The 23,795-nt window shown below is 43.1% G+C and carries 21 protein-coding genes and 1 tRNA gene; 7 read left to right on the top strand and 15 right to left on the bottom strand.

The features are described from left to right. Positions 1-365 precede the first annotated feature (365 nt). The 6 genes from RAM70_RS00790 to sufB all read right to left on the bottom strand — a co-directional run bounded on the left by RAM70_RS00790 (position 366) and on the right by sufB (position 7,549). A tRNA-Phe gene (locus RAM70_RS00790) sits at positions 366-438 on the bottom strand. A 296-nt stretch (positions 439-734) separates the two neighbouring features. Continuing rightward, positions 735-2,231: an RluA family pseudouridine synthase gene (locus RAM70_RS00785; protein ID WP_312671967.1), complete on the bottom strand. Its 1,497-nt coding sequence runs from the start codon at positions 2,229-2,231 to the stop codon at positions 735-737. Positions 2,232-2,388: 157 nt separating this feature from the next. After that, the gene (locus RAM70_RS00780) at positions 2,389-3,651 is read right to left on the bottom strand and encodes a SufS family cysteine desulfurase (protein WP_312671966.1); all 1,263 of its coding nucleotides are present in this window, start codon (positions 3,649-3,651) and stop codon (positions 2,389-2,391) included. A gap of 55 nt (positions 3,652-3,706) precedes the next feature. Beyond that, the gene (gene sufD, locus RAM70_RS00775; RefSeq protein ID WP_312671965.1) at positions 3,707-5,032 is read right to left on the bottom strand and encodes a Fe-S cluster assembly protein SufD; all 1,326 of its coding nucleotides are present in this window, start codon (positions 5,030-5,032) and stop codon (positions 3,707-3,709) included. A gap of 203 nt (positions 5,033-5,235) precedes the next feature. Further along, positions 5,236-6,006: a Fe-S cluster assembly ATPase SufC gene (gene sufC, locus RAM70_RS00770; protein WP_002778368.1), complete on the bottom strand. Its 771-nt coding sequence runs from the start codon at positions 6,004-6,006 to the stop codon at positions 5,236-5,238. A 100-nt stretch (positions 6,007-6,106) separates the two neighbouring features. Then, entirely contained in the window at positions 6,107-7,549 is a 1,443-nt protein-coding gene (gene sufB, locus RAM70_RS00765) for a Fe-S cluster assembly protein SufB (protein ID WP_002758413.1), read from the bottom strand. A gap of 223 nt (positions 7,550-7,772) precedes the next feature. On the opposite strand from sufB, the gene sufR reads away from it, so the two are divergent. Next, positions 7,773-8,411: an iron-sulfur cluster biosynthesis transcriptional regulator SufR gene (sufR, locus tag RAM70_RS00760; RefSeq protein WP_002804342.1), complete on the top strand. Its 639-nt coding sequence runs from the start codon at positions 7,773-7,775 to the stop codon at positions 8,409-8,411. Positions 8,412-8,457: 46 nt separating this feature from the next. On the opposite strand, the gene RAM70_RS00755 is transcribed toward sufR, so the two are convergent. The 4 genes from RAM70_RS00755 to RAM70_RS00740 all read right to left on the bottom strand — a co-directional run bounded on the left by RAM70_RS00755 (position 8,458) and on the right by RAM70_RS00740 (position 14,177). Further along, on the bottom strand, positions 8,458-10,014 hold the full coding sequence (locus RAM70_RS00755) for a CPBP family intramembrane glutamic endopeptidase (protein WP_312671964.1): 1,557 nt from the start codon (positions 10,012-10,014) through the stop codon (positions 8,458-8,460). 101 nt (positions 10,015-10,115) lie between these two features. Further along, entirely contained in the window at positions 10,116-11,345 is a 1,230-nt protein-coding gene (locus tag RAM70_RS00750) for a glycosyltransferase family 4 protein (RefSeq protein WP_312671963.1), read from the bottom strand. Positions 11,346-11,543: 198 nt separating this feature from the next. Continuing rightward, complete coding sequence (gene purD, locus RAM70_RS00745) at positions 11,544-12,809, bottom strand: phosphoribosylamine--glycine ligase (RefSeq protein WP_312671962.1); 1,266 nt, start codon at positions 12,807-12,809, stop codon at positions 11,544-11,546. Positions 12,810-12,908: 99 nt separating this feature from the next. Next, positions 12,909-14,177 carry a Sll1247 family protein gene (locus RAM70_RS00740; protein WP_312671961.1) on the bottom strand — a complete coding sequence of 423 codons (1,269 nt, stop codon included), beginning with the start codon at positions 14,175-14,177 and terminating at the stop codon, positions 12,909-12,911. Positions 14,178-14,745: 568 nt separating this feature from the next. On the opposite strand from RAM70_RS00740, the gene RAM70_RS00735 reads away from it, so the two are divergent. Then, positions 14,746-16,116, top strand: a complete 1,371-nt coding sequence (locus RAM70_RS00735) for a UDP-N-acetylmuramoyl-tripeptide--D-alanyl-D-alanine ligase (protein WP_045360229.1) — start codon at positions 14,746-14,748, stop codon at positions 16,114-16,116. Positions 16,117-16,262: 146 nt separating this feature from the next. After that, entirely contained in the window at positions 16,263-17,213 is a 951-nt protein-coding gene (locus RAM70_RS00730) for a hypothetical protein (RefSeq protein ID WP_045360232.1), read from the top strand. Positions 17,214-17,267: 54 nt separating this feature from the next. On the opposite strand, the gene RAM70_RS00725 is transcribed toward RAM70_RS00730, so the two are convergent. Both RAM70_RS00725 and RAM70_RS00720 read right to left on the bottom strand, forming a co-directional pair. Beyond that, positions 17,268-17,858, bottom strand: coding sequence for a PAP/fibrillin family protein (locus RAM70_RS00725; protein ID WP_045360233.1), 591 nt, complete (start codon positions 17,856-17,858; stop codon positions 17,268-17,270). A gap of 180 nt (positions 17,859-18,038) precedes the next feature. Then, positions 18,039-18,602, bottom strand: a complete 564-nt coding sequence (locus RAM70_RS00720) for a bilin-binding protein (RefSeq protein WP_045360234.1) — start codon at positions 18,600-18,602, stop codon at positions 18,039-18,041. Positions 18,603-18,751: 149 nt separating this feature from the next. Here RAM70_RS00720 and rseP point away from each other — a divergent pair, with 149 nt between their 5' ends. From rseP to RAM70_RS00705, 3 genes are all read left to right on the top strand, one after another. Then, complete coding sequence (gene rseP / locus RAM70_RS00715; protein ID WP_045360236.1) at positions 18,752-19,843, top strand: RIP metalloprotease RseP; 1,092 nt, start codon at positions 18,752-18,754, stop codon at positions 19,841-19,843. Continuing rightward, positions 19,843-20,499, top strand: coding sequence for an endonuclease III (gene nth, locus RAM70_RS00710; protein WP_043997297.1), 657 nt, complete (start codon positions 19,843-19,845; stop codon positions 20,497-20,499). The genes rseP and nth overlap by 1 nt, the downstream gene beginning before the upstream one ends. 69 nt (positions 20,500-20,568) lie before the next feature. Further along, a complete protein-coding gene (locus tag RAM70_RS00705) occupies positions 20,569-21,177 on the top strand; it encodes a rhomboid family intramembrane serine protease (RefSeq protein ID WP_002759790.1) in 609 nt (202 codons plus the stop codon). Here RAM70_RS00705 and RAM70_RS00700 read toward each other — a convergent pair. After that, a complete protein-coding gene (locus RAM70_RS00700; protein ID WP_002759792.1) occupies positions 21,174-21,500 on the bottom strand; it encodes an antibiotic biosynthesis monooxygenase family protein in 327 nt (108 codons plus the stop codon). The two genes, RAM70_RS00705 and RAM70_RS00700, sit on opposite strands and share 4 nt — an antisense overlap. Before the next feature lie 160 nt (positions 21,501-21,660). Between RAM70_RS00700 and RAM70_RS00695 the strand changes: the two genes are divergently transcribed. Continuing rightward, positions 21,661-22,203, top strand: a complete 543-nt coding sequence (locus RAM70_RS00695; protein WP_312671960.1) for an NADPH-dependent FMN reductase — start codon at positions 21,661-21,663, stop codon at positions 22,201-22,203. On the opposite strand, the gene folB is transcribed toward RAM70_RS00695, so the two are convergent. Both folB and RAM70_RS00685 read right to left on the bottom strand, forming a co-directional pair. Then, positions 22,190-22,546, bottom strand: coding sequence for a dihydroneopterin aldolase (gene folB / locus RAM70_RS00690; RefSeq protein WP_045360240.1), 357 nt, complete (start codon positions 22,544-22,546; stop codon positions 22,190-22,192). The two genes, RAM70_RS00695 and folB, sit on opposite strands and share 14 nt — an antisense overlap. A gap of 224 nt (positions 22,547-22,770) precedes the next feature. After that, positions 22,771-23,754 carry a glycosyltransferase family 2 protein gene (locus tag RAM70_RS00685; RefSeq protein ID WP_045360242.1) on the bottom strand — a complete coding sequence of 328 codons (984 nt, stop codon included), beginning with the start codon at positions 23,752-23,754 and terminating at the stop codon, positions 22,771-22,773. Positions 23,755-23,795: the final 41 nt, after the last annotated feature.

The raw sequence follows: 23,795 nt of genomic DNA, 5'->3' as shown, positions 1-23,795 counted from the left end.
GGATAAAATTCGGGACGTAGACGAGAAAAACCTGATCTCGATTGAGGAAGCAGCTTCAAATCTAGCTATGACTAGAACCCAGTATCGCTCGATTAAAGGAACTAGAGCGCACGAGACTCGACCTCTTTAAAAAGGACAAAATGTCTCAACTATTACGGCGATTACGACCAAAGAAATTCAGGGTAAGCGTAGGGTAAAGTGTAGCAATTTATACAGACAAACTGGACGAATTAACAGATAAAAGTAACAAGCATCAACCATTGGTTCAAATTATTGACAACGTTTCTCACGGATGAGAAACCCTGTATTTACAAAACTTAGCAGACTAGAAAGCAAATACAGGGCAAGCTTTAGTGTTTTCTCAATGCCAAGACGCGGATTTGAACCGCGGACACGAGGATTTTCAGTCCTCTGCTCTACCAACTGAGCTATCTCGGCGTTTTTAAGTCCTTTATTAATATAGCACGCTCTCAAAATAATTGCAAGGTTTTTTTCTAAAAACTTTTCTGCTCGACTAGGGCCTGTCATCAATTAAGCCAAATGACGCAAACCCTAGGGTTTGCCGAAAAAGTTTGTTGGTGGGGTTAGGAGTCGGTCGTCGGTCGTCAGGATTGAGGAGGAGAAGTCAAAATAGGTTGAAGGGTGATCTCATATCTATTTTCTGGCTGACCTTGTACCCCTGTCAGTAAATCGGGTTACTATAGCTAATTAGTTGCTGTTAGCAATTATAGCTCTCAAAAGGGGGTGGGAATGATGAGATCAAGTTTAGTTTTGGTCTGAGGATGACGAAAAGATAATTGTTTAGCGTGTAGGTGTAAACGGTCGGACTGCTTACCATTGTACAAGCGATCGCCTAAAATTCCTATCCCTAATCCCGCTTGACTATGAACGCGAATTTGATGGGTTCTTCCCGTGTAGGGAATAAATTCTAGCCGAGAATAATTGCCTTCTTTACCGACAACTTTAAAATAGGTTTGACTAGCTTTTCCCCTTTGCCAATCCACAGTTTGATAGGGTCGATTTTGCGGATTTCCCCAGAGAGGTAGGTCAATTATACCCGATTCTTGCTCAATAATTTCTGATAATATAGCTTCGTAGATTTTCTCCACTTCTCGCCGTTGAAATTGTTGGGATAAACAACGATAAATATCTAAACTTTTAGCTAGTAATAATATACCGGAAGTTTCTCGATCTAAACGATGAACGGGAATGAGATTTTTTCCCTGACGACGAAAACGATTGACCACGGCATCTTGACTGTCTTGATAACGTCCTGCTACCGATAATAATCCGGCAGGTTTATTAATAGCAATTATTCCCTCGTCTTCATAGATAATTTCTAGAGATAAACGTAAACCAGAGAGTAAAAAACCCATGAGAGGTTGACATCTTTCTTGACAAGCACCATAAAATTCTCCCTGTTTTCTATCTCGATTCGATTCTCCCCACCAAAATTCGGCCATGGCGATAGGTTTTAATCCTTTCATGGCGGCATAATTTAATAATTTCGGGGCGCAACATTCCCCTGTTCCCGTCGGTAACAAATTACTGCCCATCAATTTAGCTAAGGAGAGAGATTGTCCAGAAAAGTTATGTAAACAGTAGGATTGATACAGCAATTCCTGTAACTGTTTGGAGAGGTTCCTACGCTGTTGCTTAAGTTCAATAATTCTCTGATTGGCGAAGTTTATTTTCTCAATTAATGGTTCTAAAAATTGTTTTTGTTCCTGTTTTAATTGCTTTCTTGCTCTTTTTTCCTGACGACTGATATTATTTAAATTCTCTAATTCTTCTGGCTTTAAATTCCCTAAATTTCTTAACCTATCTCGTTCCTGTTTATGGTTTTGATGTTGTTGCTGTAAAGCTTGTATTTTGCGCTCAAAATTTGCTTGATTGAGTCGATATAAATTATGTTCTGGAATTGATTGTAGGGTGATAATTTCCTGTTTAATTGTTTCTAAAATTTGCAAAACTCGCTTTTCTTCCAGCACAATTTTTTCTCTCCCCACTAGGGACGGAACCCAGCCGGTGGCTTCTCCCTGTCCAGAAAAAGCTTTTAAAATTTCTATTTCGCCAGCAGCATTTTCTCCTAACAAAATTCCATACATTTTACCTTCAGGATTGGTGATAGTTGTCATCAAATCTCGGGCAATTTTTTCAGCCAAAAGAGTACGGGGCAAGCGCAATAACTCCCCCGTTTCAGGACAAATTCCTTGATAATAATATAGCATTTCCTAAGCTAGTGAGGTACACCTATTTTTCTTCCCTTTTGCCTTCTGCCTCTTGCCTTTTGCCTAAAACCCATAACTTTTGTACCTCAGCAGACTGAAAAACGCTATAAGTAACTTCCTTCACTCTTTAAGAACAGGAAAAGGGCTAGAAATCCCCCTAAGAAAAACAATTGGCAAAGAAATCGATAGTTTCCTGTAGGGCGACAATAAAGCGCTCGATTTCTTCACGGGTATTATAAAAATATAGACTTGCCCGCGCGCTGCCAGAAGCATCAAAAAGGCGGTGTAGAGGTTGGGTACAGTGATGACCAGAACGAATAGCGATTCCTTCGTGGTCTAATAAAGTAGCTAAATCACTAGCATGAATCCCTTCCACATTAAAGGCGGCTAAACTAGCCCGACCCTGGCCCGTTAAACTAGGTGGCGGTCCGTAAATTCTTAAACCCTCAATTTCTCCTAATTTTTTGAACAAATGGGCGGTTAATTCTTCCTCGTAGGCATGAATATTATCCATACCTAAACCCATTAAATATTCTACTGCAGCACCGAGAGCAATCGCTTCGCCAATAGCGGGGGTTCCAGCTTCAAATTTGTGGGGCAGTTCGGCACAGGTAAAATGGTCTAAATAGACTTCTGCAATCATTTCGCCACCACCAAAAAAGGGCGGCATTGCCTCTAAAATCGCCTCTTTGCCGTACAAAAATCCAATACCGGTGGGGGCGCACATTTTATGACCACTAGCCACCAACCAATCACAATCTATGGCCTGCACATCAATGGCTAAATGGGGGACACTTTGACAGGCATCAATTAATACTTTCGCCCCGACTTGATGGGCAAGGCTGACTATTTCGGCAACGGGATTAATACAGCCTAATGTATTAGAAACATGAAGGACAGCAACTAATTTAGTTTTGTCAGATAACAAAGATTTATATTGTTCTAAATCAAAGCTTTCTTCGCTGGTTAATGGCACATATTTAATCACTGCCCCCGTCTTTTGGCAGACAATTTGCCAGGGGATTAAATTACTGTGGTGTTCCATAACCGAGAGAATAATTTCATCCCCTGCTTTCAGGGTATTTAACGCCCAACTGTAGGCGACTAAATTAATCGCTTCCGTGGCGTTGCGAGTATAGACAATTTCCTGACGAGAAGCGGCATTAATAAACCTAGCCACCTTATCTCTGGCTCCTTCGTAGGCTTCCGTTGCCCGGACACTTAAAGTATGCGCCCCCCGATGCACATTAGCGTTATCTTTTTCGTAATAGTTTCGCAGGGTTTCTAATACTTGAATGGGTTTTTGGGAAGTGGCGGCACTATCGAGATAGATAAGGGGTTTATCGTGTACGGTTTGATGGAGGATAGGGAAATCGGCGCGGACTTTTTGGGCGAGGGTTTTTTCTTGGATAATTGTCATTTTAGTCAGGAGTCAGAGGGGTACTTTGGGCAGGTTGACACCCACCCCGGTAGAGTTATTCCACACTGCGACAGGCGACACATTGCCCCAATCTTTGGCGGAGGGATTCTAGAGGAATTTTAGCTAAAATCTCGGCCGAGAAAGCATCAATTAACAAACTGCGGGCGGTGTCGGCGCTTAAGCCCCGGCTTTGCAGATAGAATAAATCATCGGCTTCCAGTTGGCTAACGGTTGCCCCGTGGGAACATTTGACGTTATCGGCGGTAATTTGTAATTCCGGTTTGGTGTTGACTCGTGCCTTGTTAGAAATTAACAAATTCCGATTTAACTGGGAGGCGTTGGTTAATTGGGCGGGTTTGGGAACAAACACTTTACCATTAAAGATGGCGTGAGCGCTACCATCAACGATACATTTATGCAGTTGGTTGGCGATGCCGTGGGGATGGTTGAGATAGATGGCGCTGTGGGTATCGGCGGTTTGTTGTCCGGTAATCATGGCTAATCCGTGCAGATTTGTCTCGGTTTGTTCGCCTTTTTGCAGTACATCGAGGTTATGACGGCAGAGTTTAGCTCCTAGATTTATCTCGTTGAGAGTGTAACGGCTATCGCGCCCTTGTTCAATTATCGTGCGTCCGATGTGAAAACCATCTCCCGATTCCCGTTGTACTCTGGTATGGATGACCTCGGCGTTGGCTTCGAGGTAAATTTCCGTGACAGCATTGGTGAAATAAGAGTAATTTACAGGTAAATCGGAGCAATGTTCGGCTAAAGCCCCGTAATTCTCGATAATATTGACACTAGCTCCCGTTTCCGCCACGATTAGGCTATGGGGCTGATAAAAGCGGGGAATTTCCTCCACAACGGTGATAAATAGGAGATGTATCGGGGTTGTGACGACGGTGTTAGCGGTGACGTGAATTACTGCCCCATCGCTTAGTCCAGCTTGGTTGAGTGCGGTAAAAAATTCGGGGGTTTTTTCTTTCCCTAGATAGTTGACAAGAACATCTTTTTGTGCATTGGCGAGATTGCTGACGCTGACACCGGGGGGTAAAGCGGAAATATCGGACAATTCGGGCTGATAAATGCCGTTAACGAAGACTAGGTGGCTGTTTTTGGCTTCAGGCAGCAAAAAAACAGCTAGGGCATTTTTATCGATTGTAACGGGTTGGGGAGCGCAAAAATCGATCGCCCAGAGTTGACTTAAATCGGTGAATTGCCATTCTTCATCTTTTCTGCCAGGGATGGCTAATTCTTGAGCTTTACTGGCTCCCGATTCTCTTAATTCGAGAATTTTACCGTTATCGATAGTGGGAACCGTTTCTCGCGACAATTTTAACAATAATTCTCCTGATTGTTCAGGTTTCGTGATTATGGCTGTCATTGGTAGGAGGGGATGTGGGGATTTTTCAGTTATCAGTTATCAGTAAACAGTTATCAGTAAACGGTAATCAGTAAACAGTTATCAGTGAAAAGACAGCACTGTTACTGCCATTTGATGATGCTCACTTAATACATACCGCTCACTTAATACTCAAAACTGACTACTGATAACTGATAACTGATAACTGATAACTGATAACTAGATTACTTAACGGCTAATAATTGTTCGTCGAGGAAATCGTAGCCAGTTCTTTCTAATTCGAGAGCTAATTCTTTACCGCCACTGGTGACAATGCGCCCATCGTACATAACATGAATAACATCGGGTTCAATGTAGTTGAGCAGACGCTGATAGTGAGTGATAAGTAAAAAAGCGTTATCGGGGGTAGCTAAGTGATTGACTCCCTGGGCAACAATCCGCAAAGCATCGATGTCTAAACCAGAGTCAATTTCATCGAGAATTCCTAAAGTAGGTTCTAATAAGGCCATTTGTAGGATTTCATTACGTTTTTTCTCACCACCGGAGAAACCTTCGTTTAAACTTCTGCCAAGAAAGCTAGGATTCATCTGGACAACTTCTAGTTTTTTCTCGACTAATTCCTCAAAGTCAAAACTATCTAATTCTTCCGAACCTAAATATTTTTGTCGGGCATTATAGGCAACGCGAAGAAAATCGAGGTTACTAACGCCGGGGATTTCTAAGGGATATTGGAAAGCGAGAAAGATACCCATAAGCGCTCGTTCATCGGGTTCTTTGTCTAAAAGATTTTCACCTTTATAAATTATTTCTCCCCCAGTTACTTCATAATCGGGATGTCCAGCGATTACTTTGGAAAAGGTACTTTTTCCTGAGCCATTGCGTCCCATAATTGCGTGGGTTTCACCCGCTTTAATTTCGAGGTTAACTCCTTTAAGAATCTGATTTCCATCAATACTAGCGGTCAGATTTTTTACCGATAAAATTACTTCACTCATGTTTTTTGTTGGCAACTGCAAATATTTCTAGAAACTAATTATATTTCAGCGAACACTGATAACTGATAACTGATAACTGATAACTGATAACTGATAACTGTTACCCGACGGTTCCTTCGAGCTTGAGACTGAGGAGTTTATCAGCTTCGGCGGCGAATTCCATCGGTAATTTACTGAGGACATCCTTACAGAAACCACTGACTAACATAGAGACAGCATCTTCCTCGGAAATACCCCGTTGTGCGAAGTAGAATAATTGGTCTTCACCGATTTTAGAGGTAGAAGCTTCGTGTTCTACTTTAGCACTGTTGTTATCCACCTGAATATAGGGAAAAGTGTTAGCTTCGGCATTATCTCCAATCAGCATAGAATCACACTGGGAGTAATTTCTTGCTCCCTTGGCTTTCGGTCCCATTTTCACTAACCCGCGATAGCTATTTTGGGAGTTACCCGCCGAAATTCCCTTAGAAATAATTGTACTCTTGGTGTTGCGGCCGATGTGAATCATTTTCGTACCTGTATCGGCCTGTTGTTTATTATTAGTTAGGGCAATTGAGTAGAATTCCCCAACGGAATTATCGCCGACTAAGACACAACTGGGATACTTCCAAGTAATCGCCGAACCAGTTTCCACCTGCGTCCAAGAAATCTTAGAATTAACTCCTTTACACAGACCCCGTTTAGTGACGAAATTGTAAATACCTCCCTTCCCATTGGCATCGCCAGCATACCAATTTTGTACCGTCGAATATTTAATATCCGCATTATCGAGGGCGACTAATTCCACGACGGCGGCATGAAGTTGATTACTATCGTACATCGGAGCGGTGCAACCCTCTAAATAACTTACCGATGCCCCTTCTTCAGCGACAATTAAAGTTCTTTCAAATTGTCCCGTCTCACCGTTATTAATCCGAAAATAGGTGGACAATTCCATCGGACAGGCGACACCTTTGGGGATAAAAACAAAGGAACCATCGCTAAAAACAGCAGAATTAAGAGCGGCAAAATAATTATCCCCCACGGGAACTACACTGCCGAGATATTTCTGCACCAAGTCGGGATGTTCCTGTAAAGCTTCCGAAATAGAACAGAAAATAACCCCCTGTTCTGCTAGTTTTTCTTTAAAAGTTGTGGCGATAGAAACGCTGTCAAAAATAGCATCGACGGCCACGTTAGACAGGCGTTTTTGTTCCGAAAGGGGAATGCCTAATTTTTCAAAGGTTTCGATTAAAGTGGGGTCAACTTCTTCAAGACTGTTGAGTTTTTCTTTTTTCTGTTTGGGTGCAGAGTAGTAGATAATATTTTGATAATCAATGGCAGGATAGGAAACGTGCGGCCAACTGGGTTCGGTCATCTTTTGCCATTGATGATAGGCCCGGAGACGAAAATCGAGCATGAATTCCGGTTCCTTCTTTTTTGCCGAAATTAGGCGAATAATCTCCTCATTCAAACCGCGGGGGATGGTTTCCGATTCGATATCGGTGATGAAACCGTACTTGTAGGGTTGGTTAACGAGGTTTTTAACGGTGGTTGCACTCATGGGGGTTAGTGTTCTCTCTACGCGGTAGGCAGGGGAGGCAGTTAAACAACAATAAAGTTGTTTAAATTGATTATATAATAGATTAACAACAAAGCTGTTGTCAAAGTCAGGGAAAATTTGAGAGGATGCTGATAAACCTCTGTTATTCAAGTTACTCTGTAGGGGTAATCGGCCGCTCCTTGACCCTCAGCAATTGTACGCTAAAGCCTCTGTTTTTGGTATCATGACCACGACTCAACCCGCCTCGACGAAAGACGATATTCTGCAATATTTGCTCAAAAACGGTCAATCTACCGCCCAAGACTTGGCTGAAGAGTTAAGTATTAGTCCGCAAGCGACGCGCCGCCATCTTAAGGATTTGGAGGAGGAAGGACTGATAGAATATTTTGCCGTACAAAATAAGATAGGACGGCCCCAGCACATTTATCGTCTCAGTCGTCAAGGTCGTGGCCGTTTTCCCCATAATTACGATAATTTCGCCGTTTCTTTCCTCAATACTCTCGTGGAGACGGTGGGAGAGCAACAGGTGGGGGAAATTCTCAAAAAACAGTGGCAACGCAAAGCGGCAGAATATCAATTGCGCCTCGGCAAGGGGTCTTTAGGGGAAAGAATGAGAAAATTGCTAGAAATTCGCCAAGAGGAGGGTTATATGGCAGAATTAGTGGCACTGGAAGCAGAAAATAGTTATATCCTGGCCGAGCATCATTGCGCTATTGCTGAGGTCGCCGGTTCCTATCCCAGTATCTGTGGCCATGAATTAGAAATGTTTGCCATGCTGCTTCCCGATTGTACGATCGAACGGACTCACTGGATCAACCAAGGTGAGCAACGATGTGGTTATCTAATTAAGTGCAAGGGTTGAAAGGGGGAGATTAGTTATCTCTAGACTAAGAGACTTTTGACCTCACCTAACCCGCACCGCTGCCCAATAAAAATAAACTTAACAGGGTGCCACCATTCCAGAGACTATGAACCAACATCGAGGATAATAAATTTTTCGAGCGGGTGTAAACAAAGCCAAGAACACAACCTAGCACGGTTAAAGGCAGCACTTCTGACAAATTTTGGTGAGCCAGGGCGAAAATCAAACTACTAAGAGCGATCGCACCCCAGACAGGCAGATAACGAGTCAAAGAAGCTAGTAAAAAGCCGCGAAAGACAATTTCCTCGAAAAAAGGAGCGGCAAGGGAAGCAGTAAAGCCAAAACAGACTAAAGCGAAGGTATTCTGGGATTCTAGGGCTAAAGTCAGCAGCGGGTTACTACCCCCCTGTCCTTGCCAAATTAGTTGATTAAGCAAAGAAACGATAATAACCAGGGGTAAAGCGACAAAATAGCCAGCTAACCCCCAGAGAAGCCAAGGACTAAAGAGTTTAAAACGAAACCAATCGGGAGGTAAAGGGCGAAAAGGCTTGATCGCTAGGTATAAAACCGATAAACTGCTCAATGTTAAGGCTAAATAACTAACTACAACGTATATTGCTTTAGCTTCTAGATTGAATTTTTCGGGATTGAGACTCAAGAAACTCGATAAAATCCCGAAAATTACCGGTAAAACAATTTGTCCGACGAAAAAGAAACCGATAATTATTCCCCACCAGAGGGTTTCTCCTCCCCACTTAGTTTGCCAAGCGAGACTATCATCTAAAAAGAGCAGCGCTCGCTGTTGGCGGAGCAGCCACTGCACTAATAAAAAGACCAACAGCACAACACCGATTAAACCGCCGATAAGAGGCAAAAAAGCCAATAAAATTAGTTTAATTAAGGCATTAGCCGCCACTTCACTCTGTTCTTCCTCTAAAGCGAGTAAATCCTCTTGACGATTTTCGAGACTATATAATTTTTCCAGAATGGTATAACGAAACCATCCTTGAAAATTGCGCTCGATTCTCGCTTCAGCATCGGCAGCAATTTCGGGGGGTTCACTGTACAATCCCTCTAACAGCAGCGCATTTTTTAAAACAGCAGGTTTATAATTCTCAAATGCTGATTTTTCCTTGATCTCTTGCCAGATTTTCCGTGCCGAATCCAAGTCACCTTGACTAGCTTGAATGAGACTTAATTTCAGTTCTAAATCTTTTAAGGAATTTATGTCGCGCTCAAGGGATTTTTTTTGTTCGGGATTAACTGCTGATTTTTCTAGTTCGGTGATTGTTTTTTTGGCACTTTTCTGGGCTGATAAATACTGTTCCTCGGCAGTGTTATAAGTATCTTCACCGATCAGGGAAGTTTGAATTAATTTAAGATTAGCAAATTCCTCACTATTAGGATCAGCATCGGTGCTGAGAGTCGTGGCTTGTAGGTTGAGATTGGTTTGATACAGTTGAATATTCGATTGGATTTGGGGCTGATTAACACTAGAAATTAAAGCTGTAACCACTGGAGTTAAAGCAATAATTGTTAAGACAAAAGCGATCGCTTGTTTGAGACTTTGCCAGGGGAGTTTTTTTGAGAAATTATCGAACATGAAAATAGGGAATTGGGAGTTAGGGGTGATATGATGGGGTGATGGGGTTGGGTAATAGGTGTCGTGGAAAATTTTCCCTATCCCTATTCCCTATTCCCTAATTATTGACTAACTACTTGAGAAAAAAGATTTTCGTATTGATCCAACGTCTTTTCAAAGGCATAATTTTCTTCTGCGTATTGTCGTCCCTTTTCTCCTAGTATAGTTGCTAAATCTGGGTTTTTGTATAGCTTTAAAATAGCCGTAGCTAATGCCTCCGGCTCTTCGGGAGTAACCACCAAACCACCACCACTACGCTCGATCGCCCTAGCGGCGGTTCCATCGGCGGGAACAGAAGCAATAATAGCACGACCACTAGCTAATAATACCTGAATTTTGGACGGCATATTAAAGGAAATAACATTATGTTTTTGCATCACCATACCCACATCGGCTGCCGCTAACATTTCTGGTAATTTTTCCCTGGATTGAAAGGGTAATAAAAGCACATTACTGGCCCCCTGTTGTTGGCGATACTTTTCTAGGCGATCGAGTGCTTCTTTTTTACCAACAATTACCACTTTAATCTCAGGAATGTCAACTAAGTGAACCGCAGCATCGATCAGGGTTTCTAGGGGTTGGGTTAGGGCAATATTGCCAGAATATAAAACAACAAACTTGCCCTCAAGATGATTTTCTTGACGGAAATAATTATTGTTTTTTGACAGGGGTTTAATAAAGCTCACATCCACCCAATTAGGAATCTCAATAATTTTCTGACTCGGCACATTTTTAGTGAGGAGATTTTTGGTAAAACCATCGGCAATAACTGAGATTTTACCGGCAGTTTTGTAGGCAAATTTTTCGAGACTACTAAAAACCTTAATCATTTTCTGATTAGTTAATAATCCCACATGAACTGCCGCATCAGGCAGAATATCCTGCAAATTTAGAATGATCGGCACCCCGTATAATTTACTCAATAAAGCGGCGGGAACGCAAACGGGTAATCCGGGGACAGTTAAGAAAATTAGATCGGGTTTTTCACCCTTGAGAGCCTGAAAGAAACTCAAAAAAACAAAGCTCAATTCAAAGAAAATTCGATTTTTTAAACTTCTTTGGGGACGCGCCCAAACGTAGGAACGTTGAATTTTAACACCGTTGCGTTCTTCTTCTAGATAGATTTTTCCTCGGTATTCGGGATCGATTTCACTATTAGGATACCAAGGAAAAGCGGTTAAAACCCTGACTTGATGACCTCTTTTAACCAATCCTTCCGCTAATTCTGTCATCAGGGGAGCGATGCCGATCGGTTCGGGATAATAGTTATAAGAATAGAGCAAAATTCGCATAGGGATGGCAATTTGGTTGGGCGATTCAGTTTCATGATTTTATCAATAGTTACTGGTTTTTTGACAAATCAGATTCGCCTTTGTCAGGGATTATCCTAGAAAGATGTGAGGATTAGCGGTGAGAGATGCGGAAAAAAGGGGCAATTGGCTGCTAAATTAATGCTCAAAACCCCCTTACCCCTGCCTAAATACTGACCCTTATTTTTCCCTTACCCGGTGGCCGATATCGCGACGATAATAGATGCCCTGAAAGTGTATCCTGTTCACCGATTGATAGGCAAGTTCGATCGCCTGATTAAAATTAGACCCCATAGCAGTGACACCCAAAACGCGGCCGCCATCGGTGAAGATATCGCCGTGTTTTAAAACCGTGCCAGCGTGGAAAACGAGCGCTCCCTCGGTTTCAGCGGCCTTAATTCCAGTGATTAACTGGCCTTTTTCGTAGTGGTCGGGATAACCGGCAGACGCAGCCACCACACAAACAGCACTACCGGACCGCCATTGTAAAGAGGGGAAATCAGTTAATTTTTGTTGAGCGCAAGCCAGCAGTAGGGGTGCGAGGGGAGTTTCCAGTAGGGGTAAAACCGCTTGGGTTTCGGGATCGCCAAAACGACAGTTAAATTCGAGAACTTTTGGCTCTCCGGCGGGGGAAATCATTAAACCCGCGTAGAGGACTCCCCGATAGTCAATGCCGCGTTTTTGCAGGGTGGCGACGATGGGGGCGAGGATGTCTCGGTCCACCGCTTCGATAATGGCGGCGGTGGCTATGGGTGCGGGGACATAAACGCCCATACCGCCGGTATTTTTGCCGGTATCGCCTTCACCGATGCGCTTGTGATCTTGGGCGGGTAGCAGGGAACGGAAGCTGATCCCATCGGTGAGGGTGAGGATGGACACTTCTTCCCCTTCTAGGAATTCTTCCACCACGACTTTAGTAAAGCCACTGGTAAAAAGATCATCGATCGCTTCTAGGGCCGTATCTACGGTTTCGGCGACAATTACCCCTTTTCCTGCGGCTAATCCGTCGGCTTTCACCACGATGGGCGCTCCTTGCTCTCGGATATAAGTTTTCGCTAATTCTGCATCGGTAAAGGTTTCCGAGGCGGCAGTGATCACTCCGGCTTCGATCATTAATTCTTTGGCCCAGGATTTGCTCGATTCAATTAAGGCCCCGGTTTGTGTGGGGCCAAAAACCGCTATTTCTTGGGCGAGAAGATGATCGGTAATACCGAGGGAGAGGGGATATTCTGGACCGACAACCACCAAATCGACGCTATTTTCCTGGGCAAAGCGGCTAATTTCGGCAAAATCCTCCATTGCTAGGGGGATATTTTCACATTGAGGTAAAATTGCCGTTCCCCCATTACCCGGAATACAGAACACTTGTTCTAGTTCGGGCGATTGCAGCAGTTTCCAAGCCAGGGCGTGTTCTCGACCACCACTGCCGATAACGATAATTTTCACGGATAAACGCAGCCTAAATGACGATGGTTTAATTATCCCTTAGCTCCGGGGCGCCATTGGTTAGAAATTGAGATTACTTAACTTTTTAATCCTCGCTCGTCACTGGATTTGACGGAGACAGGACAAATCAGCTTTACCGAAATGAATACTAAAAGCTACTTGTAGATTTTCTAGGGATTTAACCAACCAAAGCACCTGATCGCGAGAAAAACTCTCGTAATGGTTAAACAGAATCGAAAAACGTTTATCTAAGTGGGGTTTTACCTTGGGACACACCAAAACCAACTTGAGCAATAACCCCACAGTCCGAGTTACCCCCATATTGGTGATCATATCGATAAAAATGTAATGATCAGGTTTTTGGCTGCTTTCCACCACCAGATAATTGAACAATTGACTAGAAGTACGCAGGATGAGAAATTCACTCGGTTTTTGTTGATCCCACTGGGGTAGGGTATTTTGCAGGACATCGTAGAGTTTTTTGTTAAATTGCCCCTTGCCGTGGTCTACGGGGGTAATCAGATAATCGTAGAGATCATTTTTAAAATCTTTATAGGTAGAGCTATAAACTGTATTCGCCAGAAAATTTTGCGAGAGAGCTTTATAAGTATAATTTCCTTCTATTGGACTCACATAATACTTGAGGGCGCGATTTAGTTCCTTATCATTGAGCAGGGTGGGATTTTTCACTGGTTGAATGATTCTCCCCGCTTCTTCGCTGGTTTTTGGGGTATGAGCAACCTGTCCCAAACGTACCTGATAGGTAACATAATGAGAGAGATTTACCTCGAAACAGCGCTCGGTTTTCACTTTAATACGTCTAACGGTTTGTCGCTGTTCTCGGGGACTTTCATCACTGAGTAAACAGTGATCATAGAGATAGGGATAACGATTAATCAGGGTTCCCACGCAAGGGGCGGTTTCTTCGCTGTATTGGCTGCTAATAATTCGCGCCAGACGCTGCAGCTTAACGTAGTCATCCGAGAGGGTAAATTTTTTGACCAGATGGCGCAAAGTATTGGCGGTGCTGTAATGTCCCGGACCTGGAGAGGGCAGATTATCCAGCAGCGATACCAATTCGAGAATTGCTGGCTGACAAGTCGACTGCATTTGCCATCGGTTCACTAAAATGTGACAGCAGCGGTTAAAGAAATAATAAAAACGAATTTCGGCATCTTTAGCCTTGACAAGACGCTCTAGGGCTAAATAAATAGGAGCTTCTTGATAGCCCCGACCTTCGATAAACAGACGACGAAAATCCTCGATTAACTCCTCAGGGGAATCGGTCCGTACGCGGTCGAGCCAATAATCGTACAGTACCTGTTCTTCATCTTTTGTTTCTATTTGTCGATCGTTTAGACTAGCCATCGTTATTTGAATCAGCCCTCCTCAATCAGTAAGCGGATGGATTTTCGGGCCATCACCATAAAGGGTTTAATTGTGATTAGATAGTAGATGCTCGCTTTTTAGGATGCCCCTATTTTGGGTCATTCCACTTATCGAGTTGAGCCATTTTAGCCTTGCCAGTTTGGGAAAATTCCTGTTGGCTTGCCCGGCCAAGCTTGCCGACCATGCCCAGATTACTAAAAATTTAGGCAGCTCCCCCTGCTAATTAGGTTAGCGAAAAAAACACCGCTTTGATGTGATCTAAGTCACAGCTTGTCGTTAATTTGTGTGGTAGGGAGTGCCTGGAAGTCTTGCTAGGCAAGGCTTTAAAGACTATATTTCCCGAAAATTATCCCTATTCTTCTTCCTTCCACACAAAAACCAGAAGAGCGGCGATACTGCCTATAGAGGGGATGTAAGACCAAAAGCTGGGCGTAAGTCTGTCTTGAGGCAATCCCCCAAGAAATAGGAAGCTCTCAACGACCTTGAGAGTAGTTCACATCTATCTTCTAGATGATTCGGAATTTACTCCTAAGTATTTTTATTGTCTATGCCCTGTCATTTATCCCTCAATCAACTAGCTCAATTATTGTCCTTACAAGATAAGGGTGACATAAGTTTGAGCCATGATAGTTTAGTATCTGGCATTAATACTGATAGCCGTAGTATTGAGTCAGGACAAGCATTTTTGGCCTTAAAAGGTGATAATTTTAATGGTCATGATTTTATCGATATGGCTATCGAAAGAGGAGCGGCGGCATTGATTGTCGAGCAGCCAGTTTCGGTAAATTACTCTAGTAATATTCCTGTATTCCTAGTCCAGAATACCCAGGAAACCTATCAGCAATTAGCCCATTGGTGGCGGAATCAATTTACTATACCCGTGATTGCTATTACAGGATCGGTGGGGAAAACCACGACTAAAGAATTAATCGCCTCGGTATTAGCAACCCGGGGAAAGGTACATAAAACCCTGGCTAATTATAATAATGAGATCGGAGTGCCGAAAACTCTCCTCGAACTGGACGAAACTCACGATAGTGCCGTAATCGAGATGGGAATGCGGGGACGGGGAGAAATTGCCCTGCTCGCTCAAATCGCCCAACCGACGATCGCAGTGATTACTAATGTGGGAACCGCTCACATCGGTCGTTTAGGGTCGCAAGCGGCGATCGCAGAGGCGAAATGCGAGTTATTGGCCGAGTCTCCTTCTAGTAGTATAGCTGTTCTTAACTACGATCACCCTTTACTTACCGAAACAGCTAAACGGGTATGGCAGGGGGAAACAATTACCTATGGCTTCTCTGGCGGCGATATAGTCGGAGAATTACTAGATTTAACTACTTTACGAGTCAATGGACTAGATTTTAACTTACCTTTATCCGGTCGTCATCATGCTTTAAATTTTATGGCGGCCTTGGCCGTAGCGAAAATTTTAGGCATCGATTGGACTTCTTTGCAACAGGGAATTAAAGTTAATTTACCCAGTGGTCGGGCCAAACGTTACCAATTAGCACCAGATATCCTACTCCTCGATGAAACCTATAACGCGGGTCTAGAATCAATGTTAGCGGCCTTGGATTTACTGAAGGCTACCCCCGGCCAGCGTCATATTGCTGTTTTAGGCACGATGAAGGAGTTAGGGTCTTTTTCGGAGCAATTACATCGCCAAGTCGGTGAGAGGGTGCAAAAACTAGGCATAGATCGCTTGTTTGTCTTGGTAGATGACCCGGAAGCTAAGTTTATTGCTGAGTCCGCTACTGGGGTCGATTGCGAATGTTTTCAAACTCACGCAGATTTAATTAATCGTTTAAAGGAAGTGATCGATTCAGGCGATCGCATTTTATGCAAAGCTTCCCATTCCGTCGGTTTAAATCGGGTGGTGGAGGAGTTAATCAGTGATAAGCTGTTCGTAATTTAAATTGCTTGTTGAGACGAGGCAAGAGGCAACACCCCCCCTTGCCCCCCACCCCTCGACCCCCCCGACATCGGGGGGGTCGGGGGGGTGGGCTAATCTAAGAATAAGCGGTTTAAATACGTCTTAGCTGATTGGGGGTTAGGGAATATATGTTAGATAATAGAGCATTTTTTAGGAAGAATGGCCTACTAAAAACTGTTTTTTCAGGGATTTTAGTGCTAGTTTTCTTTTTTTCGGCCGTGCAAGTCTCTTTTGCCCAACAATCGAGACGACTGGAGACTTATCTCCCGACTATCAGTGGTTTAGCTTGGGTGGAAGGAGATGTTTTTCTAGGGGTTCACGATGCCAAAAATAAGGGCAAAAATAGTGATCCATCTCAACCAAGGCTGAGTCTTTTACAGCTACCTACAGAGGAAAAACCCCTATTATGGCAGGTTTTAAGGGTAGATTGGCCAAATCCAGAGGGATTGAGTAACGATCTCGAAAGTATTACTCATATCCCTGAAACTAACTTATTTTTGTTGGCTGAAAGTGGCGACAAAAAACCTTTTCAAAGACTATTTTTAATAGCATATAACCAGCAAAAAGTCAAGATAGTTGAGCAAATAAATTGGCCGATTGCGGTGGAAAATGTAGAGGCGATCGCTGTTAGTCGGCAAGGCGATCGTTATCTATTTATCTACGCAGAACGGGCCGATAGTCAAGAGAGTACCAAAATTCGCTGGACGGATATCTCGTTCAATCCCTTAAAATTCGGGGAATTTCAGTCAGTAACTTTTCGGAGTCCTTTTGGTAGTGGTGAAAATATTCGCCCCATCTCTGATTTAGCCGTAGATAAGCAAGGTAATATCTACATAGCTTCCGCTTACGATCCAGATAATGCGGGAGTGTTTAGAAGTGCTGTTTCCCGTATTGGTCAAGTTACAGCCGATAATAGCCTAATTCTTGCTCCTAATCCCCAAAAAATTGCAGAAATCGACGGAGCCAAAGTGGAAGCGGTGACCACCAGAGAATCTCCTAGAGGTAAAATAGAAGTCTTTATCGGTACAGATGACGAGAATTATGGCGGTTTTCTGCGACCTTTGCTGTTAGATAATTAGATATCAGGAGTCAGGGGAGAAGGGAGCGCCGGAGCTTGGCGGATGACTCTTAAGTTAGGTTTTTTCCTTAGCGAGAATAAAGACGCTGCCTTCGCTGCCGCGGCCGATGCGGAGATCTTCATCGAGATAGGTGATATCGAGCCAACCTGTTTGTTGGCGATTATTGAAAGAAAAATCGAGGGGAGGAAATTTTTTGCCACTCTCGATCGCTTCGATAAATTCTTGGGGAGAATGATAATTGAGAAGACGTTGCAAACCGAGGATCGATCGCTCAAATTTGACCATGACCCGACGCTCGGATGTGGGTTCAAAGGTAGCGGAGACGATTACTGCCCCTTCTAGCCCAGGTATGCCGATAATTTCGGCGATATTGTAGAGTTTAGCCTTGTTCAGGTCGAGATATTGATAAATTTGCCCTAATTGAAAAAAAGGTAGGCGATCTAGTCCCAGAATGCCGCGGCTGCTGGTGAATAGTAAACGCCAATTGCCCCCTAATAGTTGTTTAACTTCGAGGGGATGAGGATGGGGATTGTGATCCTCCAATTGTTCAATCGCCGCTAAAATCCGCACGCGGTCGCTTTCCGTGGCCAGGAGTCCGCGATTTCTACCAGCGATCAATTCTAGTAATTTCGCTTTGGCATCCATAGAATCTCCCTTACTTTTATAAACTACCTCGACCCCCTAGGCACTCGATCGAGGTTTTTGGGGGTCCCAAGAGGCCCACCTGCGCCGATGATTTCAGGGTTTCAACGGAGTTTTCACCTCGGTGAGCGGCATTTTCAACCGTTGACCTCACTATTTTAACACAGATTAAATGCCGCAGTTTTAAAACTTTTTCATAACCGTAATTAAGTGATCGAAATAGGGAGCAATTGCGGTTTTTTCTGGGTCGCTAAAATACTCTAAACTGTATGCTTTTAAGGCTTCTAACCCTGAAATCATCGCCCCTAATGGTACTTGCAATTCTTGATAAAGAAGACGCATATTTTCCAATCCCTCGGCACTGGTATAGGGAATCTGCTGTCCGGCGACACCGTAGGTAATACAACGTAAAAAGTTCCAGAAATCACGCCAACAAGCTTCAGCGCGGTGGGGTGGATGAAGATCGCCCCCGGGTTGGAGAATGGTAGGAAATTGGCTTAAGACAGTCTGACGGGAGTTATCGACGATACTATTAGCATTATCCCGCAGTTTTCGAGTTTGCTGACTAGAAACCAGTAAATCAGGCTCTAAATTGACGATAGTATCTAAATCGCTGTCGCTGAGATAGCGAGTTTGATCATCCGCTTGTTGCCAAATAGCGATCGCTGCTTGGTGGTAAGGCCAATTAGCGAAACTGATGATTCTCGCTTTTGGGATTAATTGCTGGGCGCGCTCACTCAAAGGCATCGATCGCTCTCTGTCGGGTCAGATTAGGCGGTTAAGATCTCTTTTACCATAAATGATCGAAAAATTAGCGATAACTAAAGATTTTTTGCAATCTGCCCGGGAGGATCGCTTACAATTAACAAAAGCTAAATCATTATAATTTAATCATCATGTCAGTTTTAATAGCGATCGGTGTACTTGCCCTATTAATTGTCGTTCACGAATTAGGTCATTTTGCCGCTGCTCGTTGGCAATCTATCCATGTTAATCGCTTTTCCATCGGTTTTGGTCCAGCTTTAGCTAAATATCAAGGTAAAGAAACAGAATACGCTCTCCGCGCCATTCCTTTAGGGGGTTACGTTGGTTTTCCCGATGACGATCCCGATAGTCAAATTCCCAATAACGATCCTGATTTATTACGCAATCGTCCTGTTTTCGATCGAGCTATCGTCATTAGTGCGGGAGTAATTGCTAATTTAATTTTTGCCTATTTTTTGCTTGTTACCCAAGTCGCTACCGTGGGTTTTCCCCAAATTAACTATCAAGAAGGGGTAATTATTCCAGAGGTTTTCACCTCGGAAAATTCCGTCGCTAAACAAGCGGGAATGCAAGCGGGGGATATTGTTCTCGCTATCAATGATCAGCCCCTTGGTGCTTCTCAAAATGCCGTTATTGACTTCCGTGACATTATTCAATCTTCCCCCGATCAACCCCTAAAATTAACCATCAAACGTCCGACAGAAACGATCAATTTAATCGTTACTCCTGAATTGGGAAGTGATGGTCAGGGTAAAATTGGGGTTAGATTGGCTCCTAACGGTGAAGAAACTCGCCTGAAAGCCGATAATTTTGGGCAAGCTTTTAGCTTAGGTGCGGGTGAATTTCAGCGATTAACCCTATTAACTGTTCAAGGTTTTGGTCAGTTAGTTAGTAACTTCAAAGACAGTGTTCAACAGGTAGCAGGACCAGTCAAAATTGTCGAATACGGAGCGGCGATCGCTCGTAATGATGCGGGTAATCTTTTTCAATTTGCCGCCCTAATTAGTATTAATTTAGCGGTGATTAATATTCTGCCTTTACCTGCTCTTGATGGTGGTCAGTTGGTATTTTTATTAATCGAGGCTTTAGTAGGTAAACCTCTCCCAACTAAACTGCAAGATAACATCATGCAAACAGGTCTAGTTTTACTCTTAGGATTAGGAGTTTTCTTAATCGTGCGCGACACGGCTAACCTAGCAGTTTTTCAGGATTTATTCCAGTGATGGCCCCTCGAAAAAAAACTAAGCTTCAACTGCGCGCCCTAGAGATTTTAAGCAACTTAAAGCGATTATATCCAGAGGCAACCTGTAGCTTAAATTATCAAACTCCCGTGCAGTTATTGGTGGCAGTGATTCTCTCGGCACAATGCACTGATGAGCGGGTAAATAAGGTGACTCCTGCTTTATTCGCTCGTTTTCCCGATGCTAAATCCTTAGCTTTTGCCGAGCGAGAGGAGTTAGAAACCCTGATTCGTTCCACGGGATTCTATCGCAATAAAGCCAAAAATATTCAGGGTGCTTGTCAAAAAATCCTCAAGGATTTTCAGGGGGAAGTACCCAAGACAATGGCGGAATTATTAACTTTACCCGGGGTAGCTAGAAAAACGGCTAATGTGGTACTCGCTCACGCTTACGCGATTATTGAGGGGGTGACAGTCGATACCCACGTTAAGCGCTTAAGTAATCGTTTGGGTTTAACTACTAATAACGATCCGGTGAAAATTGAACGGGATTTAATGGCTTTACTACCTCAACCGGATTGGGAAACTTTTTCTATTAGTATTATTTACCACGGCCGGGCGGTTTGTAAAGCAAGAAATCCCGCTTGTTTTTCCTGTCAATTAGCCCCTCTTTGTCCCGCAGCAAACAGTAAACAGTAAACTGAAAACTCACACCTGATAACTGGTAACTGAATCACTGATAACTGATAACTGATCTGGGGGGCTATAATGGGAAAAAATAACTCATCCATCAATCTTATGAGTCAAGGATCACGGCAAGAAATAAAAACCCAAGCAATAATCCTCGCTACCTTTGTGGCGATTTTTTGGCTATTAGAGATTTTAGATCAATTTGTTTTTCGGGGCAGTTTAGACATTTTCGGGATTATTCCCCATCAAGTCATCGGATTGCGGGGTATTCTTTTTGCACCTTTCCTACACGGTGACTTTCCCCATCTTATTGCTAATACGGTTCCTTTCCTGATTCTCGGTTGGTTGGTTATGTTACAGGAAACCAGTGACTTTTTTATTGTGACTGGGTTGACTATGCTGGTGGGGGGGTTAGGAGTCTGGTTATTTGCTGCTCCCGGATCCATCCATATCGGGGCAAGTATCTTGATTTTTGGCTATTTAGGTTTTTTATTACTGCGGGGCTATTTCCAAAGAAATATTCCTTCTATACTCTTGTCAATTCTAGTCTTTTTACTCTACGGTGGCACAATTTGGGGCGTTTTGCCTTCCCGTCCGGGGATTTCTTGGCAAGGACATTTATTCGGTTTTCTAGGCGGGGTTTTAGCCGCCAAATTAATCGCCACCGAAAAGAAACATTATCCCTAAATGGGGGAACCTTCTATCTCGCTACATACTTCGTAAAAATCGGTGACAGGCGGTTTCGCAAACAGAGGAGCCATGGATTTCAGCAATAATTCGTGGGCTTCGCTTTTATTTGCCTCCATATCATCGATTTTATCCCAGATGATCACGGCAATTCCTTCATCGGTTCCGGGTTTTTGCAACAGAAAAGCCCCTTGGAATCCCGTGGAATAGGTGGAAACGGCCTTTTCGTAGAGTTTTTGGGCCTCGGAAAAACACCCCGGTTTAAATTCACCAATAGCCACATAGGCATATTTATGTTTGAGAAAATCGAGAAATTCTGGCATGGCAATGAGGGGAAATGGAATAAATCTTTCTTTCTACTCTCATTAAAACTTAGATCGATCGCTCCCTCCGCCCCATCGACATATTTTTTTAACTAAGCTTCCCCAATTGTCTCTTTTTTTGTTAGCTTATATGTAGTCGTTATGAGTTTGTATAAGTTCTATGATCAAAATCGTTGGTATTAATGGCAGTTTACGCAGCGGATCTTATAGTGCGATGGCGTTAGAAGTTGCTATCAGTCGAGTAGGGGCGTTAGGAGTAGAAACGGAGATAATTGACCTGAGAAAACTCTCTTTACCCTTCTGTAACGGGGGAGATGACTATTCTGACTATCCCGATGTGGCCAAAATGCAGCAAACGGTTAAATCGGCAGCGGGATTAATTTTGGCGACACCAGAATATCATGGCAGCGTAAGTGGCGTGATGAAGAATGCCCTAGATTTAATGAGTTTTGAGGAGTTATCGGGAAAGATTGCTGGGTTAATCAGTGTTTTAGGCGGCCAATCCAATAGTAACGCCCTAAATGATTTAAGAATCATTCTCCGTTGGGTTCATGCTTGGGTAATTCCCGAACAAATTAGCTTAGGACAAGCGTGGAAAGTCTTCAACGAAGAAGGAGAAATCCTTGACGAGAAGCTTTCCCAACGTTTTGACGCTTTTGCTGAAAGTTTAGTCGATAATACCCGTAAACTCAACGAGATCTAGTAATATCGATGGTGATTTTACCAGTGAAATGGGGTATTGGGGCGGCGGGTTTCGATAATTGTACTCTTACCTGTCGCACGCCCTCGAGTTGTAGGATATCCTCAGCGATAACCGTGGCCAATTTTTCCACTAGGGCAAATTTGCCGGTTTCAATCTGGTGTTTGACAATTTCGATCGCCTGTCGATAATCTAGGGTATCTTCAATCGCGTCACTTTTGCCAGCAATGCTGATATCAACTTCTAGGGATAAATCTACCTCAAACCATTGACCTAAAACCTGTTCTTCGGCCAGATATCCTGTGTAACCGTAGGCACGAATTCCTGTAACGTGAATAGTATCCATAGATAGTTAAATTTAAAAACTGGCAGCGTTGGTCACAAAGATGAAGTGTAACCTAATTTGGTATCGACGACCCACTCCCCAAAACGAAAACTTCCTACCCGACCATTAAGATAACTGCTAAGTAAGTGGTTCTAATTAAATAGAAGATATATCCCCCCTTTATCCCCCCTTGATAAGGGGGGTGTCTGATAATTTTTAACACCTACCTACTTATAAGTTATAGTTTATACGGCTCTGACCTGTTCGGCGTAATCTTTAGGACGTAGTTGACGGAAACCTTGAAAAGCCAATTGTCTCAAGTTTAGAGGTAAATAGGAAAGCAGTAAACCCAGTCTGGCCCGTCGGGATTTTCCTAACAATTGCGAGGCTTTTGCTATTAAAACTCGCCCAGCTTCGTTTTCTCCCTTTTCAATTAATTTTATTCCCAAAGATTCCTGTAAAAAAGCCGACTTTTTAACTCTTTCTTCCTCTAATTTTAGATCATTAAATTGATAACTTTCCGTACAAAACAATTTTGCTTGCAAAAAGTGAACCGCTTGTTTTAAGCTAGTTTGACCGCCATGAAAACGATATTCCATTAATAATTCTGGCAGAAAATAAGCTTGTTTTCCCGCTAAGGCTAAACGCACTAATAAATCAAAATCTTCACAACCATCCGCTTGAGGGCGCATATAATCCACATCGGCTAAAGATTGATAACGAAAAAGAGTCGAACCCACCTGTAAACTTTGATAGGAAAAAGTTTGTCTTTCTAAATCGGTAATAATCCCTTGTTGTAATCTGTCTTTGCCCCATTTGGCTGAATTTTCTTGGGTAGCCGCCGTAACTTTTTGTCCAAATTTATCAATAATCCAGTGATCGGTACAGACAAAATCAACGTTTTTTTCTTGATCTAAAATAGGGACAGTTTTCCCTAAAAATTCGGGAGTTAGTCCATCATCATCATCGAATTTAATAAAATATTCTCCCCGAGCAGCCGTAAAACCCGATCGCATATTTAAACTTCTGCCAAGATTTTGGGGATGACGCAGATAAATTATTCTCGAATCCTGAAATGCCGCCACCACTTCTGGGGTATTATCAGAAGAACCATCATCACAGACAATTAACTCAAAATCTTCATAAGTCTGCCGCAAGACACTATTAATCGAATAGGTGAGATAATCGGCGCGGTTATAGGTGGGAATACAAACAGTTACTTTCGGCATAATATTTTCAGTTATCAGTTATCAGTTATCAGTGATCAGTG

Origin of the sequence: Microcystis wesenbergii NRERC-220, assembly GCF_032027425.1 — a bacterium.
Lineage (GTDB): Bacteria > Cyanobacteriota > Cyanobacteriia > Cyanobacteriales > Microcystaceae > Microcystis > Microcystis wesenbergii_A.
Note: the sequence above shows the minus strand (reverse complement) of the source record. Positions and strands in the feature narration are given on the sequence as shown.